Source organism: Holophagales bacterium, assembly GCA_016719485.1.
Classification (GTDB): Bacteria; Acidobacteriota; Thermoanaerobaculia; order UBA5066; family UBA5066; genus UBA5066.
Genome location: JADJZB010000022.1, coordinates 1 through 15,222 on the forward strand (window position 1 = coordinate 1; position 15,222 = coordinate 15,222).

Here is a 15,222-nt window from a genome sequence, read left to right on the forward strand (position 1 = left end):
GCTCGACAGGGCCAGCGGCGAGGTCGGGCACCGGAGTGTCTCGGACCTCCCGTCGCTCCTCCTGCCGGGAGACCTCCTGGTGGTGAACGACACCCGCGTCATTCCCGCCCGCCTCTTCGGGCGCGACCCGGAGGGGCGGCGCACGGAGTTCCTCCTCGTCGAGAAGACGAAAGACGCCGACTCCTGGGACTGCCTCGCGAAACCGGGGCGCCGGGCGAAACCGGGGAAGACGTTCGAATTCGGTGAGGGCCTCTCGGGCATCGTGACGGGCAAAGGGGCTTCGGGGCACTACCGGGTCGCCTTTTCGGGGACTCCGCTCGAGGAGGCTCTGCCGCGGGTCGGGACGACGCCGCTTCCCCCGTACATCCACCGCGAAGGGGGCATTGCCGACGCCCGGGACGCCGAGGAGTACCAGACCGTTTACGCCCGGGAGCCGGGCGCCATTGCAGCGCCGACCGCAGGGCTCCACCTGAGTGCCCGGCTCCTCGAAGCGCTCCGGTCCCGTGGCGTCGCCGTCGCCTCCGTGACGCTTCACGTCGGGATCGGCACGTTCAAGCCGGTGAAGGCCGAACGGGTCGAAGAGCACCGGATGGACCCGGAGCGCGGCATCGTTCCCGCGGAAACGGCCGAAGCCATCCGCAGGGCGAAAGCGGAAGGGCGACGGGTCGTCGCGGTCGGGACGACGAGCGTGAGGACGCTCGAGGCCTCCGCTCGCGAACATGGCGGGCGGGTCGCCCCGGGTCCTTTCGAGACGCGCCTGTTCCTCGTCCCGGGAGCGGAGTTCCTCGTGGTGGACGCCCTGCTGACGAACTTCCATCTCCCCCGCTCCACGCTCCTCATGCTCGTCAGCGCATTTGCGGGACGCGAGCGGGTGCTCGCCGCCTACCGGGCAGCGGTGGCCACCGGCTACCGGTTCTTCTCGTACGGCGACGCGATGTTCGTGACCTGAGCGCCGGCGACCGATCCCCGGCTCAGCGCGCTGCCGGGAACGCCGAACGGATCGTCTCGGCCTCGGCTGCGGTCATCCGGGGCGCTCCCTTCCGGAGCATTCCGACGAAGTGGTCGAGCTCGTCGGCCCTCCCCGGGAACCCGATGTTCGTGCCAGGGCCGGACGTGTTCGACGTCGCGATCGCTCGGCGCGACTTCCTGTCGAAGACCGCCGTGAATGGCAGCCCGGCGTCCTTGCCCGCGATCGACGCCAGGAGCTCCTCGGCGCCCGCGTTCTCGAGGGCTTCTTTCTCCCCCCGTTCGAGCACGGTCAGACCGGCTCTCTCGAAGTGACGCTCGAGGATCTCCTTCGCCGCCGGAGCGGAGAGAACGGCCTCGAGCTTGCGGCACCAACCGCACCAGGACGCGTGGAAGACGACGAGGATGTTCTTCTTCCCGGGCTTTCCCGCCTTCGCCGCAGCCGCGAGAACCGCCTCCGCCGGAAGCGGGTCGGCCAGGGCGATCGGCTCGGCGAGAAGCGCCATGCCGATCACGACGCTGGCGATGAGACGACGGCTCGACATGACGAAGGAGTGTACCCGGATCCGCGACCGCAGCTCGCCGACCCCGGCGGCCCGGGCCTCCGGCCTACTCGCCAGCCAGGCGCTTGAGAACCCGGTCGGCCTCGGCCGCCGTCGCCGGTCTCCAGCCCGAGCCGAAGCCCGCCCCGAGGAGCTTTCGGAGATCCCGGACCTCCATGCCCGCGAGCGCCGCACGCAGCTTCCTGGCCTCGGCGGCGACGGCCTTCGACTCCTCTTCCCCGGCGTCGCGGCGGAATGCGCGGGCCGCGTCGTCCGAGTCGGCGTACTCGGTCGTCCAGTCCTCGTGCAGGTAGCCCCGGAAGGCTTCCCGGATGGCCGGGAAGTTGCGGGGGTCGATCGCTTCGGGCGCTTTCTTGGGTGCAGCAGTCATCGGGAAGCCTCCGGATACGACGTCAGGACATAGTAGATCTCGGACTGGGTGTCCCACTTCAGGATGACGAGGGCCCTCGTGCAGGGGACCGGCTCCTTGTCTCCCCGCCGGAGGGATCTGCCGAGGACACGACCGCTCCCCGCCCACTCGACGACGAGGTTCGCGCGGGAGCCGTCGCGGCTCACCCACTGGTCGATCCTCTTCCGGCCGGCCTTGATCGCCGCCGCGACGGCTTCCTCGGCCGTCGCGCGGTCGGTGTACGTCGAGGCCGCGGAGATCCGCTGGTCGCGCCGCAGCCGCTCGCGCAGCTCGGCGTCGCTCAGGCCGACGTGCCGGGCAAGTGTGTGCCCGCCCCGCTTCTCGTCGCGGAGCAGGTCACGCCGTTTCGCGGCGTCGGCCGAGGTCGAGACACCGACGACCGCCGCGAGGGCGAGGAGGAAGAGGATGGCCGGGCGGAGAACGGGTGTGAAGCGGACACGCACGGGGCGGAGGTTAGCTGAAGCGGGCGCTTCGCGCGCGGCCGTCGGATGTCCGCACGAACCGGTCACCGACCGGACCCTCTCTCATCTCGCCGGCCCGAGCTCCAGGACTCGCGAGAAGAGGGGCGGACCGTCGAGAAGACGGCTGTCGTGACGGACCACCTCGCCGTTCGCCGTTCCCGCCCAGAGCGCCCCGTCGGGGAGGAGCGTCGCCGTCTGGAGTCCGGCGCCCGTCCACCGGCCCGACCAGACGCGGTACGAGAGGGTTCGCCGGCCGGAGGCGTCGGGGAGGAGCGCTGAGAAAGCGTAGCGCGACACGCCGTCGAGACCCACGACGAGGACCTCGTCCTTTCCCGGCACCGGCACGGACCACATCACGTCGAGCCCGGCCGTGTCGAGCGGCTGAAGCGTTCCGGAGGCGAGGTCGAAGACGTGGAGGCCGCTCGGGAGGATTCCGGCCGCGACGACGAGGCCGAGGCGGGGCACCTCGGCGAGACGGTAGATCGAGCGGGACGCGACGGGGAACTCGCGCACCCGCCACCTCCCTTCGCGCGAGGTCAGCTCGAGGAGACTCGAGTTCCACGTGCCCACCAGGATTCGCCGGACCCCGGGCGCGGGCCAGACCGCGTGAAACGAGACCGGCCGGCCGAGCATCGCCTGGACGTCGATCCTCTCGAGAAGGTCGAGCGCGGGCCAGCTCCAGCGTCGAACCGTCCCGTCCGACGACGAGGTGACGAGCTCTCGCCCCTTCTCTCCCTCGACGACCGCGAGGTCGTTCACGAGGAAGTCGTGCGCCTTCGTTCGCGACCTCAGCCTCGGCCCGGGGAGCCTCCAGAGGCCCACCGTCTTGTCGTCCGAAGACGAGGCGAGGAGGTCGCCGTCCCGCGCGAGGGACGTGAGTCCGTCCGTGTGGACCTCCTCGCGGCGGACGGAGAGGGTCCGGGTGTCGAGCGACCAGAGGTGGCCGTCTCTCCCTCCCGTGAAAACGGTCTGCCCCTGGGCGTCGTGCTCGGCCGCCCACAGGGCCCGGCCTCCGACCGGCACCCGGGCCGACGGCGGGAATCCGGCGTAGGAGACGATCGCCAGCCGCTGTCTCCGGGGCACGAGGGTCAGGAGGAAGTCGGAATCGAGAAAGAGCGTTCCGCCCGGAGAGGCCGAAGAGAGCAGAGACACCGGCTCCTCTCCGTCGCGCCAGGCCGTGAGTCCCTCCTGCCCGGACGCGAGGAGGGTCGGCGCATCGGAGACCCAGGCGAGGCCGTACGTCCACCCGCGCCGCGGAAGGAGCCGCGGCCCTGGAGGACCGGAGGTCGAGAAGACCGCGACCGTGTCGAAGGGTCCGCCGACCGCCACCTTTCCGGTCGCGTCGTCGACCGAGACCGCGAAGACCTGCCGTTCCGAGAACGCGGCCTCGAGCACGGCCGCGCCATCCGGAAGCGACCAGGCCCGAACCGGGAGCGCGGCACCCTGCGCCAGCGCCAGGAACCGCTCGCCCAGGTCGACCGCCTCGCCAGGAACGTAAGGGACCCGCGCCCTCACCCGGCGCGCCCACCCCTCTGGCGTCCGCTCGAAAACCTCGAGGGCCTCGTCTCCCCTGACCGCGAGGTAACGCCCGGAGCGGGACGCGGCGACGCGCGCCTCCGCGGGCTTCGGCGCGTCCGCGGGGAGAGGCCCGAGGTCGGACTCTTCCGGCTTGGAAGGGTGGCGAGCCACGACCCTCCCGTCGCGTAAGACGAGGAGTCGTCCTCCGCCGAGCGGTGCAGCCGCGACCTCGCCGGGCGCAAGGGGGACACGCGACGCCGAGATCGCTCCGTCGGACGGGAGGATGTAGAAGGCGGACGGGGCCGACAGGACGACGGTGCCGTCGAGGGCTCCAAGGATCCGGAGGGCGTCGGGCGGCACGGCGATCTCGCGGTCGAGCGCCAGCAATGGTGAAGGGGGAGACGAGGAAGCGGGATTCGCCGATCCCCCAGTCGCCTGGCTTCTGAGGAGGATCGGGATCACGGCCGCCGTCACGAGCGCCCCCGCCGCGACGACGGCGAGGATTGCCGGTGACGGTCTCCGGCGGCTTCCTGTGCCACCCGTTTCGGGGCTTTCGATCGCTGGTTGCGTGACCGGGCCGACGCCCACCCCGGCGCGGCCGTTCGCGGGGGCCGGGGAAGGGACCTGCTGGTCGGGGAGGTGGAACCGATAACCGACCTTCGGGACCGTCTCCACGAAGTTGGACGATTCCGACTCCCCGAGCGCCTTGCGAACCAGGAACACGGCCTGAGTGAGGGAGGCGTCCGTGACGATCGTGTCGGGCCATATGGCGTCCAGGAGTTCCTCCCGGGAGACGGCCCTTCCGGAATGCCGAACGAGGTAAAGGAGGACATCGAGGGCCTTCGGGGTGAGGGGAACAGGGATTCCATCCCTCAGGAGCAGGCGCGCCCGCCCATCCAGCCGAAACGCGCCGAATTCCCACAAACCACTGTCTTCAGGAGACTTGGCAGACATCACAGGATCCTGTGAGGGAATCGTAGCCGAAAAATGAGACGCCATTGAGGAACTCGCCGAGGTCCGGGCCGTAGGTTGGGGCACCATGAGACAGCACCTCAGAACGCGACCGACCCTCCTCGGCGCGGCACTCGCGGGAGCGGCCCTCTCCGCCGCTCTCCCGTCGGCAGCGGCCAACATACTCAACAACGGGACCTTCGGGTCGGGGCTCGGAGGATGGACAGCGACCCCCTCCGTCGAATGGGCCCCGGAGGGCGCCGCCGGATCCGGTTCCGGGTCCGCTCGGATCCGTGGCAATCCCGGAATCGTCGGCGCCCTGACGCTCTCCCAGTGCGCCGCCGTGACGCCCGGCACCGACTACGACCTCGGCGCTACGACGCTCCTCCCTGCCTCCCCGGAGGCGGAGGGAGGCGTCTCCTTCCGCGTCGTCTGGCACTCCTGGCCCGGCTGCGAGGGAGCGACCCTCGGCCTCTCGGCCGCCCTCGACTTTCCCTACGTGGCCCCGGCGGACTGGACGCGCCGGAGCCTCGAGCGGCTCCGCGCGCCGTCCGGGGCGGCGAGCGCATCGGTCCATGTCGTCCCCTGGGCCTCGGGTCCGGAGCTCGCCTTCTCCGCGTTCGTCGACGACGTGGAGCTCTCCCCCTCTCAGAGGTTCGTCACGCTCACGGTCCCGACCGCGGCCTCGGTGGACGGGGCGGGCGGGGAGCGCTTCCAGACGACGCTCGTCGTGACGAATCCCGCCATCTACACCCGGCGCGTGGACGTCGCCCTTCGCTGCAGGCGGGACGAGACGTGCGGGTCCGCCAACGTGAGCCTCTTCTTCGCGCCCGGGGAAACGCGCGTCTTCGCCGACGCCCTCCTCGACATCTTCGGGAAGCCCAGCGGCGCCGGCGCGCTCGAGCTGACCTACGAGGCGACTCCCGGCCCGATCGTCGCCTCCGCGAGAGCGGCGACGGTCCACGCCCAGAGGCCCGGGAACGGGATGGCCATCCCCGTTCTCCCGAGGTCGGCCGCGAGGAGCGCGGCGACCTTCTCCGGCCTGTCCGACGGACGTGCCGGAGCGGCCGGAACGCGCGTGAACGCCGGCGTCTACAACCCGCACGCCGCAACCATCTACATCGCCTTCAACGTCCACGACGGAAACGGAGAGCTCCGAAACTCGGTCTTCCGGTGGGTCGCGGGCGGCGAGTGGTTCCAGATCAACGACCTCTATGCCGCGGCCAGTGTGGAGCCGGCCGGGCCGGGTTCCTTCGTGACGTTCCAGGCCGAAGGCCCGGTCTTTCCTTTCCTCATCTCCATCGACAACCGCTCGGGCGACCCGACGTTCCTCGAGCCCAGGGAGAGCTTCCAGCCATGAGACCTCTGGCATTGATCCCGACGTTCCCGACGATCCTCGCCGGCCTCCTCGCGGCGGCCCTCTCCGCAGAGGCCGTCGCGGGCGAGAACCTCCTCGTCAACGGCGATTTCCGCGAGGGAGTCTCCGCCTGGTCCCGCCTCGACCTCGTCTCCTTCAGCGAAGGGGGGGCTGCGACTCCCGGCTCGGCACGCATCGAGCTCCCGAATCGCCCGGAAGGGGGCGACGCGATGGTCCAGTGCGTCGCCGTCGAGGGCTACCGGCTCTACGACCTCGGCGCCTCCTCCCGCCTGCCGGAGTGGCCCGGGGTTTCCGGGGGCGTCTCCGTCCGCCTCCAGTGGCACGCGGCTCCTCTCTGCCAGGGGTCGACGCTTCGCGGCGCCCCGTCGCTCGACTTCTCCTACACCGAGCCCGCCGGGTGGCAGGTCAAGGAGCGGCGCCGGATCCCGGCTCCGGAGAGCGCCGTCAGCGCTCTCGTCGTCGTCGTCGCCCGCTCCGCGGGAGAGGAGCCCTACCCGATCTTCGTCGACGACGTCGTCCTTCGCCGCTCCCTCGAGGAAGAGGACGTCTTCCTCCCGACCGCCGCGTCCGTCCGCGGCGCGAAGGGCGAGCGCTTCGAGACCGACCTCTGGGTCCACAACCCGGCTCCTGCCGAACGGATGTTCACCCTGCGCTTCTGGCGGGACGGCCGAGCGACGACACCCGTCGTCCTGCGCGTCGGGCAGAAACAGACCCGCCACCTTCCCGACGTCCTCTCTTCGGCGCTCGGTCAGCGTGACGCCGCCGGAACGCTCCAGCTCTCGTACGACCCCCGCGGGGGCCCGATGCACTTCTCCGCCCGCGTCGTGACGGTGAACCCCGAGAGCCCGGGGAACGGCACCGGCATCCCCGTCGTCAGGCGCGGCGAGGCCCGGACGAGCGCCCTCTTCCACGGCATCTCGGGGGCGCGGCACGATCTCGCCGGCGCATTCCGCGTCAACGCCGGCGCCTTCAACCCGCACGCTGCCCCGGTGGAAGCCGTCTTCGGCCTCTACGACGGCGACGGCACCGAGCTCGGCACCTTCACGCGCACCCTCGCGCCCGGCGCCTGGCTCCAGGTGAACGACGTCTTCCGCGAGGTGGGGGCCGAGGGAGTCGCCACCGAAGGAGCGCTGCTCGCCTTCTCCGCGCGCCTCCCCGTGTTCCCCTTCGTCATCGCCGTCGACGACCGCTCCGGCGACGGCACCTTCATCGCGGCGCGGGACGTTCCGCTCATACCCTGAGGATCGACGGCCGGCGGGGAGTCCAACCCTCCCGCCGGCCCGCTTTCCGTCGGCCGTTCGGGCGGCCCACGGCCCTCCAGGTTGACAGGACGGACGCCCGACCCGATCTTGGCCTCAGAGTCCGCAGATGAACGACGCCTCGTCCCGCGCCCCCGCCCGCCTCCTGGAGATACTCGCGGCGAAGATCGCCAACGAGACGGGAGTGGATTCCGCCCTCGCGCGCGAGCTGGCCGCGTCCGCCCTCACGACGCCCTCCGTCGACGAGAACGCGCCGGTCGCTCTCCTCGATGCCGATGGACGCGAGGTCGCGCAGATCCCGTTCGCCCTCGTCGAAGAGGCCTTCGACGAGCTGGACGACGAGGAAGACGGAAAGGGCTGAGCACGGCTCGCCGGGCGGCCCGAACCCGGCGGCCCGGGTTTCCCTTCGTCTCACGCTCGCGCAGCGAGCAGCCTTACCGCGCGGAAGGGGGCGCGGGGGAAACCCGGCGGCCCGGGTTTCCCCCGTCCACTTCAGTACGCCTGCAGGTACTCGTCGACCTCCCACGGGTGAACCCGGGAGATGTAGGTCGACCACTCGGCGCGCTTGGCCTGGATGAAGTTGTCGCAGATGTGCTCGCCGAGCGCGTTCTTCACGACGTCGTCCTTCTCGAGGCAGTCGAGGGCGTCGGAGAGGTTCGCGGGGAGCTGCTCGATCTTCCGGCGCTTCTTCTCGCGCTCGGACATCTCGAAGATGTTCTCGTTCACCGGCTCCCCGGCCTCGATCCTGTTCTTGATGCCGTCGAGGCCCGCCGCGAGCATGACGGCGAATCCGAGGTAGGGGTTGCAGGCCGGATCGGGCATCCGGACCTCGCAGCGCGTTCCCATGCCGCGCCGGGCCGGAATGCGGACCATGGGCGAGCGGTTGCGCTCGGACCAGGCGACGTTCACGGGCGCCTCGTAGCCCGGGACGAGCCGCTTGTAGGAATTGACGAGCGGGTTCGTCACCGCCGCGATCGCCTTGGCGTGCTTCAGGACGCCGCCGATGTAGTACATCGCGATCTTCGAGAGCTGGTACGGGGCCTTCGGGTCGAAGAAGGCGTTCTTCGGGCTCGCGGCGGTCCCGGTCATCAGCGACTGGTGGACGTGCATCCCCGAGCCGTTGATGCCGAAGATCGGCTTCGGCATGAACGTCGCGTGGAGGCCGTGGTCCATGGCGACCTTCTTGACGATGTGCTTGAAGGTCGTGACGTTGTCGGCCGTGGCGACCGCGTCGCCGTACTTGAAGTCGATCTCGTGCTGCCCCGGGGCGACCTCGTGGTGGGCCGCCTCGACCTCGAAGCCCATCGCCTCGAGGGCGACGACGATGTCGCGCCGGGCGTCCTCGCCGCGGTCGACCGGGGTGAGGTCGAAGTAGCCGCCCGAGTCGTGCGTGTCGACGATGGGGTCCCCGGACGCGTCCCGCCGGAACAGGAAGAACTCCGCTTCCGGGCCCGTCATCAGGCTGTAGCCGAGCTCCTTCGCCCTGTCCTTCTGCCGCTTCAGCGTCTGGCGCGGGCAGCCGGCGAACGGCTTTCCGTCGGGCGTGATGATGTCGCACACGAGGCGGGCCACCTTCCCGTTCGTGTGGGACCACGGGAAGATCCGGAACGTCTCGAGGTCGGGCACGAGGCCCATGTCCGACTCTTCGATCCGCACGAACCCCTCGATCGAGGAGCCGTCGAACTGGATTTCGCCGGCGAGCGCCTTCTCGAACTGGGAGCGGGGCACCTCGACGTTCTTGATGATTCCGAGGATGTCCGTGAACTGGAGGCGCAGGAACCTCACGCCTTCCTTGTCGCAGGTCTTCAGGATCTCGGCGGCTTTCATTCCCATCGCTGCTCCTTCTTCCGAATATGGCCGGGACGGCGCGGAATCTGATGCACAACTCCAGTTTCGTCAAGCAAATTCCTTCATGGCTGGTCGTAGAGTCGCAAAAATCGCTAAAAGGATCACTCTGTCCTGTTTTATGCTGCCGCCGGCCCGGGCAGGGGGATACTCCCGGCCATGACCGTTCCGACCCGCGAGAACGCCTGGGCCCTCCTGACCGAGTTCACCTCCTCTCAGGCGCTCCGCCGCCACGCCCTCGCCGTGGAGGCCTCGATGCGCCACCTCGCTCGGGCCGCGGGCGCGACGGACGAGGCCGAGGTCGAGCGCTGGGGGCTCGTGGGCCTCCTCCACGACTTCGACTACGAGAAGTTCCCCACCGAAGCGGACCACGTCTTCCGGGGCATGGAGATCCTCCGCGAGCGCGCCTGGCCCGAGGACCTCATCAAGGCGATCGGCGGTCACGCCTTCTACACGGGGATTCCGCGCGACACGCCGATGGAGAAGGCGATCCTGGCATCCGACGAGCTGACCGGGTTCGTCGGCGCCTGCGCCCTCGTCCGTCCGTCGAAGAAGATCTCCGAGGTCCCGGTCGAGTCGGTCCTGAAGAGGCTCAAGGAGAAGGCCTTCGCCCAGAAGGTCGATCGCGAGTACGTGCGGCGCGGCGCCGAGGAGTGGGGCCGACCCCTGCCCGAGCTCATCGCCCTCGTCCTCGCCTCGCAGGTGCCGATCGCCGCGGCCCTCGGCCTCGACGGCGCCCCGGCGGCGGACCTCCCCGACGCGCCCTGTCCGCCCGCGCCTCCGGCGCCCTGACGTCGGGCGGCGAGGGACCCGGACCAGGCCGCCGATTCCCTCTCGTCTCCCGCCTCGACGTGCAGGGTCCGCGGACCGATACTCCGCCGGATGCGCACCCTTCTGATCGAGAACGCCCTCGTCGCCGGAATGCGCTCGGCCGACGACCTTCACCCCAGCGGCGCCGTGTGGGCCGAGGAGGGGGTCATTCGCGCCCTCGGTTCGGAGGCGCGAGCCGCCGCCGCGGCCGCTGCCCGTCGCGGCGAACCCGTCGAGAGGGTCGACGCGGAGGGCCTCTGGCTCTTCCCGGGATTCGTCCAGACCCACATCCACCTCTGCCAGACCCTCCTGCGAAACGGCCCCGACGACCTCCCGCTCCTGCCGTGGCTGAAGACGCACGTCTGGCCCGGCGAGGCCGCCCACGACGACGAAACGCTCTTCCTCTCCGCCCGCCTCGGCCTGGCGGAGCTGGCCGCCGGCGGGACGACCTCGATCCTGGACATGGGAACGGTGAGGCACACCGACGCCGTCTTCCGCGCGGCGGAGGCCTCGGGCCTCAGGGTCACGAGCGGAAATGCGCTCATGGACGACCCGTCGACGAACCCCCCCTATCTCTTCGCCCGGACGGAGGAGGCGCTCGCCGAGGGGGAGCGCCTCTTCGCGCGCTGGCACGGCGAGGCCGGAGGTCGACTCCGCTTCGCCTGGTGCCCGCGTTTTGCCGTCTCGTGCACCGACCGGATCCTCGGCGAGGCGGCCGCGCGCGCCCGTGCCCAGGGGGTCCTCGTCCACACGCACGCCTCCGAGAACCGCGACGAGATCGAGCTCGTGAGGGCGCGCAGCGGCCGCGCGAACATCGAGCACCTGCGCGACCTCGGTATCGCCGGGCGCGCGACCGTCCTCGCCCACGTGATCCACACCAACGAAGAGGAGAGGCGACTCCTCGCCGCCGACGGCACCGCCGTCGCGCACTGCCCCTCCTCGAACCTGAAGCTCGCCTCCGGCATCTGCCCCGTCCCCGACTACCTCTCCCGGGGAATCCGCGTCACGCTCGGCGCCGACGGCGCACCCTGCAACGACCGCCTGGACCCCTTCTCGGAGATGCGCCACGCCGCCCTCCTGCAGAAGGTCGCCGCGGGACCGGCGGCGCTGACGGCGTGGCAGGTGGCCCGGATGGCGACGGCCGAAGGGGCCGCGGCCCTCGGCCTGGGCGACGTCTGCGGGACGATCGAGGTGGGCAAGAGGGCCGACCTGGTCCTCCTCGACCCGTCCGCCGGCTTCGCCCGGCCGATCTCGTGGCGCGACGACCCCTACGGACCGCTCGTCTTCGCGTTCGATCGCGGCAACGTCGTCGAAACGCGGGTCGACGGCGAGATCGTCTTCCACCGCGACCAGCGCTCTGTCGGGCCGCTCGCCCCCACCGCCGACGAGATCGAGGCCGCCGCCCGTCGCCTCCGCGAGAGAATCGTGGCGAACGGCCGCCAAAATGGGATCACGCCCCTTGAAGCGCGGGCGTGAGGGGCCCACACTCATCGGGAAACCCCCTGGAGGTGAATGATGGCTGCGCGTGAAAACGCCCTGCTCAGGAGCATTGTCGTCGGGACCGACTTCTCCGTCTGTGCAGCCCGTGCCCTCGCGCACGCCGTGTCGCTGGCGCAACTCTCCGGCGCGAAGATCCACCTCGTTCACGTCCTGCTCGAGCCGGTCCAGGCGCTCGACGTGGCCGCTGCGCTCCCCTACCCCGACGTCGAGGTCCGGAAGGAGTGGGAGCAGGCCGCGCGCGTCAAGCTCGATCGCGAGGTAAAGGCCGCCGAGAAGCGGGGTGTCGCGACGACCGCCGAGATCCGCTGGGGACGCCCGTCCGACACGATCGTCGACACCGCCGCGCGGCAGAAAGCCTCGCTGATCGTCCTCGGGACGCACGGCCGGTCCGCGCTCGAGAAGCTCCTCCTCGGATCGACGGCCGAGCGGGTCCTGCGCCTGTCGCCCGTGCCGGTCCTCACCGTCCGGGAAAAGAGGAAGTAGCGCCGCGCCGGAGGAGCCTCCAGGGGCTCTCCGGCGCGCGCCGTGCGACTTTCTAGTCGACCTTCTCCCAGGCGTGCGGGATCTCCACCGGGAAGGGTGTCCGTGTCAGGCGCGTCCGGTCCCCGAAGTAGAGCCCACCGGCGGTCGGATCGCCGTAGCCGACCCACTCCTCGAACGAGACGGCGTTCAGGAGATCCTGAACCGCCACGGTCTTCGTCTTCTTCTTCGGGTTCTCCCGGATCTCCTTGCGGGCGTTCTCGTAGCGGCTGGAGGCCGCCAGCTGCGTCTGGTCGGTCCGAAGCTCGGCGAAGCAGACCTGGCGGAAGACCTTCCCGGGGCGGTGCGTGGCGTACCAGGCGTACTCGATCGGCGTCAGGTTGGAGAGGACGAGCAGCTCGAGCGGGGCGAAGATCGAGTAGAGGCGGGGCTCGCGCCGGGCCGGCTCGGCGGCGCCGATGGCCCTGGCGACCTCGCTCGGGTCCATGCTCTCCTTGCAGGGCGCGGACTCGAAGCGGGCGACGTCCGCCGTGGATCCCATGTCGAGGGCCTGTCCCCCCGTCTTCACGAGAAGGACTTTCCGATACGCGTCGAGCGGGGTCGTCGTGAAGCCATTGCACGAGAGCGCCGTCTTCGTCCGCTTGCCGGAGCGGACCTCCTGGATCGCCCGCGCCGTGTCCCCGTTCGCGTCCCGCCATCCCCCTTCCTCGAGGAAGGAGAAGGCTGCCGCCCCGTCTGCCAGGGCGAGGTCGACGAAGATCGCCCGGCCGTGGAAGTGCCGCCCCGACCCCGGCGAGAGGTGGTGGGCGAGCCCGTCCACGCCGAGGCTCGTCGCGATCACGGAGCCGTGAGGGATCGTCAGGACGAGGTTCAACCGTTCCATCGTTTCTCCTGGCTCCCGGCTGCGCCGGGGCGTGTATGGCTCAGCCGTTCGGGACTTCCCACAGGTCGCGGACGGCCGGATGGTCCCAGGCGATCCGGAACTCGTCGGGATCGTTCACGTCGAACGTCCGCGTGACGATGTAGAAGAGGGCGCAGGGATTCGTGAGCGGCCGGTAGCCGTGGGCGACCCCTTCCGGGATCCTCACGAGGAGGTCCTGCCCGTCGCCGGCGACGACGACCTGCGTTCTCAGGTAGCTCGGCGAGCCCTTCCTCACGTCGAAGAGGACGAACTTCGCCTTGGAGGGGTGCGGGCAGTACCAGACGTCCTGCTGCTTGAGGTGGTAGTGGAGACCCTTGATGTGGTTCTCCACGTCCACGATGGTGTAGTTCATCTGGGCGACCGGAACGTCCCTGAAGTATGCCGCGAGGCTCTCGCTCCCGGGGTGGTCGGCCTTCGCGCGGTAGATCTCCTGGAAGAAGCCGCGGTCGTCGACGAACCGGGGAAGGCGGAGGATGTCGACCCCCTCGATCGGGCCCGGCTTCGCGTAGGCCTTCGTCCCCGACCGAAACTCCTCTCCGATCGCGTCGGCGGAGAGGACGGGTGTCGGCGCGTTGCTCATTCCCCGATTCTAATCGGTGCCGGGAGCGTGCTAGCCTCCCCGGGCCCGATGCCGAAGAGGATCATTCCCGTCTCCTCCGGGAAGGGCGGCGTCGGCAAGACGACCGTCGCGACGAACTTCGCGCTGTCGCTTTCCCGGTACGCCCCGACGATCCTCGTCGACCTGGACACCGGGACCTCCTCCGTCCGGAACACGATCGGCGTCCCGGTCGGCCGGGATCTCTACCACTTCTTCCGAAAGGGCTTCCGCCTCGACGAGTGCATCACCCGGCTTCCCTCCTCGTGGGACCCCGACGGCCTCTACGCGGGCTTCGGGTTCGTCGCGGCGCCGCTCCACCTGATCGAGGACGTCACGAACTTCGGCCCCGAGAAGAAGGCCCGGCTCTCGGCCGCGATCAACGAGCTCCCGGCCGACTACATCGTCCTCGACATGAAGGCCGGCCTCGACTCGAACGTCGTCGACTTCCTCCCCTGGTCCAACTCCGGGATCCTCGTCTTCACGCCGCACCTGCCTTCGGCGACGCTCGCCGCGTCGGACATCGTCAAGGCCATCCTCTTCCGCAAGCTCCGGATCGTCTTCTCGCCTTCGAGCCCCTTCTATTCCCAGGTGAAGGACCCGCGGACGACGACCCTTCTCGTCAACGACCTTCTCGACGAGGTGGAGGACGTCTACGAGGAGGGCCTCCCGAACCTGGACGCCTTCCTGGTCGACCTCGCTTCGGCCCTCGGCCCGCACCCGGTCCTCGAGCAGGTCGCCCGAACGGTCGAGCACTTCCGGGTCCACTACGTCCTGAACGCCTTCAACGGCGTCGACGAGGCGTTCGACACGGCGGTGAAGCCCTTCGTCGAGAACCTCGTGAGCACGGTCTCCGAGCGGATGACGCTGACGAACCTCGGCTGGGTCGTGAAGTCGGACGAGATCCACCTCGGCAACTGCCGCAAGCGTCCGGTCCTGCTCTCCCCGCGTGACGGGCACGCCGTGCACCACGCGACCCGCGGCGACAAGGCCCTCGACACCCTCATCCGCGAGACGACGGGCCTGGCCATCGAGCCGAAGAAGCTGAAGCCGGTGCTGCCGGTCCCGACCCGGCCCGACCCGGAGAGCGCCCTGGCGCGCGAGCTCGACTCGTTGAACCGGATGTACCACCGGAGGGGGAACCGGGACGACCCGCGCGACAACTTCGACTACATCACCGCCCGGGCGCTTCACTTGCTGACGCAGGCCCGCCCTTCGGAGTTCGGGACGCCGCGGCTCTGCGGCCCCGCAGAGATCCTCCGCGCGTTCTTCCCGGCGGGCGCGAAGACTCCGCCGGCGTGAGGGGCTCGGGCCGGGGGGCGGTCATCGTCCTCGCCTTCCTCGCGGCGGCGAGTCTCCTCGTCTTCCGCGGGAGGCTTCGCGAGCTGGGGGTCCGGCTGCGGCTCGCCTTCCTGGCGATCGTCACGGTGCTCTGCGCCTCGATGCTCGTGAGGGGCCTCCTCTCCGAAGGAGACCCACGGCTCTTCGCGCTCGGCGCATTCGTCGTCGTCGCGCCCTGCGTCGTCCTCGCCTGGCGCGATTTCCTGCGCGCACCGTAGCGCGGC

The 15,222-nt window shown here is 70.2% G+C and carries 16 protein-coding genes; 9 read left to right on the forward strand and 7 right to left on the reverse strand.

All coding sequences use genetic code 11. The features are described 5' to 3' along the window. Nucleotides 1-949: tRNA preQ1(34) S-adenosylmethionine ribosyltransferase-isomerase QueA (gene queA, locus IPN03_14950; GenBank protein MBK9374979.1), on the forward strand; the 949-nt coding region annotated here is incomplete at its 5' end. 22 nt (nucleotides 950-971) lie between these two features. Here queA and IPN03_14955 read toward each other — a convergent pair. The 4 genes from IPN03_14955 to IPN03_14970 all read right to left on the reverse strand — a co-directional run bounded on the left by IPN03_14955 (nucleotide 972) and on the right by IPN03_14970 (nucleotide 4,871). Continuing rightward, nucleotides 972-1,511, reverse strand: a complete 540-nt coding sequence (locus IPN03_14955; GenBank protein MBK9374980.1) for a thioredoxin family protein — start codon at nucleotides 1,509-1,511, stop codon at nucleotides 972-974. 64 nt (nucleotides 1,512-1,575) lie between these two features. Then, nucleotides 1,576-1,899 carry a hypothetical protein gene (locus IPN03_14960; GenBank protein ID MBK9374981.1) on the reverse strand — a complete coding sequence of 108 codons (324 nt, stop codon included), beginning with the start codon at nucleotides 1,897-1,899 and terminating at the stop codon, nucleotides 1,576-1,578. Then, a complete protein-coding gene (locus IPN03_14965; protein ID MBK9374982.1) occupies nucleotides 1,896-2,381 on the reverse strand; it encodes a hypothetical protein in 486 nt (161 codons plus the stop codon). Before IPN03_14965 ends, IPN03_14960 begins: the two co-directional genes overlap by 4 nt. 81 nt (nucleotides 2,382-2,462) lie before the next feature. Further along, a complete protein-coding gene (locus IPN03_14970; GenBank protein ID MBK9374983.1) occupies nucleotides 2,463-4,871 on the reverse strand; it encodes a winged helix-turn-helix domain-containing protein in 2,409 nt (802 codons plus the stop codon). A gap of 85 nt (nucleotides 4,872-4,956) precedes the next feature. On the opposite strand from IPN03_14970, the gene IPN03_14975 reads away from it, so the two are divergent. The 3 genes from IPN03_14975 to IPN03_14985 all read left to right on the forward strand — a co-directional run bounded on the left by IPN03_14975 (nucleotide 4,957) and on the right by IPN03_14985 (nucleotide 7,866). Next, the gene (locus IPN03_14975) at nucleotides 4,957-6,228 is read left to right on the forward strand and encodes a hypothetical protein (protein MBK9374984.1); all 1,272 of its coding nucleotides are present in this window, start codon (nucleotides 4,957-4,959) and stop codon (nucleotides 6,226-6,228) included. Further along, the gene (locus IPN03_14980) at nucleotides 6,225-7,487 is read left to right on the forward strand and encodes a hypothetical protein (protein MBK9374985.1); all 1,263 of its coding nucleotides are present in this window, start codon (nucleotides 6,225-6,227) and stop codon (nucleotides 7,485-7,487) included. The genes IPN03_14975 and IPN03_14980 overlap by 4 nt, the downstream gene beginning before the upstream one ends. Nucleotides 7,488-7,614: 127 nt before the next feature. After that, on the forward strand, nucleotides 7,615-7,866 hold the full coding sequence (locus IPN03_14985; GenBank protein MBK9374986.1) for a hypothetical protein: 252 nt from the start codon (nucleotides 7,615-7,617) through the stop codon (nucleotides 7,864-7,866). Nucleotides 7,867-7,997: 131 nt separating this feature from the next. On the opposite strand, the gene glnA is transcribed toward IPN03_14985, so the two are convergent. Beyond that, nucleotides 7,998-9,338 carry a type I glutamate--ammonia ligase gene (gene glnA, locus IPN03_14990; protein ID MBK9374987.1) on the reverse strand — a complete coding sequence of 447 codons (1,341 nt, stop codon included), beginning with the start codon at nucleotides 9,336-9,338 and terminating at the stop codon, nucleotides 7,998-8,000. Nucleotides 9,339-9,509: 171 nt separating this feature from the next. Here glnA and IPN03_14995 point away from each other — a divergent pair, with 171 nt between their 5' ends. The 3 genes from IPN03_14995 to IPN03_15005 all read left to right on the forward strand — a co-directional run bounded on the left by IPN03_14995 (nucleotide 9,510) and on the right by IPN03_15005 (nucleotide 12,143). Next, entirely contained in the window at nucleotides 9,510-10,142 is a 633-nt protein-coding gene (locus IPN03_14995; protein ID MBK9374988.1) for an HDIG domain-containing protein, read from the forward strand. 90 nt (nucleotides 10,143-10,232) lie between these two features. After that, complete coding sequence (locus IPN03_15000; GenBank protein MBK9374989.1) at nucleotides 10,233-11,636, forward strand: amidohydrolase family protein; 1,404 nt, start codon at nucleotides 10,233-10,235, stop codon at nucleotides 11,634-11,636. A 39-nt stretch (nucleotides 11,637-11,675) separates the two neighbouring features. After that, entirely contained in the window at nucleotides 11,676-12,143 is a 468-nt protein-coding gene (locus tag IPN03_15005) for a universal stress protein (protein MBK9374990.1), read from the forward strand. A gap of 52 nt (nucleotides 12,144-12,195) precedes the next feature. On the opposite strand, the gene IPN03_15010 is transcribed toward IPN03_15005, so the two are convergent. Then, entirely contained in the window at nucleotides 12,196-13,023 is an 828-nt protein-coding gene (locus tag IPN03_15010) for a hypothetical protein (protein MBK9374991.1), read from the reverse strand. A gap of 40 nt (nucleotides 13,024-13,063) precedes the next feature. Further along, entirely contained in the window at nucleotides 13,064-13,642 is a 579-nt protein-coding gene (locus IPN03_15015) for a dTDP-4-dehydrorhamnose 3,5-epimerase family protein (protein ID MBK9374992.1), read from the reverse strand. Between the two features lie 48 nt (nucleotides 13,643-13,690). On the opposite strand from IPN03_15015, the gene IPN03_15020 reads away from it, so the two are divergent. Both IPN03_15020 and IPN03_15025 read left to right on the forward strand, forming a co-directional pair. Beyond that, a complete protein-coding gene (locus IPN03_15020; protein ID MBK9374993.1) occupies nucleotides 13,691-14,959 on the forward strand; it encodes an AAA family ATPase in 1,269 nt (422 codons plus the stop codon). Next, a complete protein-coding gene (locus IPN03_15025; GenBank protein ID MBK9374994.1) occupies nucleotides 14,956-15,216 on the forward strand; it encodes a hypothetical protein in 261 nt (86 codons plus the stop codon). The genes IPN03_15020 and IPN03_15025 overlap by 4 nt, the downstream gene beginning before the upstream one ends. The last annotated feature ends 6 nt before the right edge of the window (nucleotides 15,217-15,222 follow it).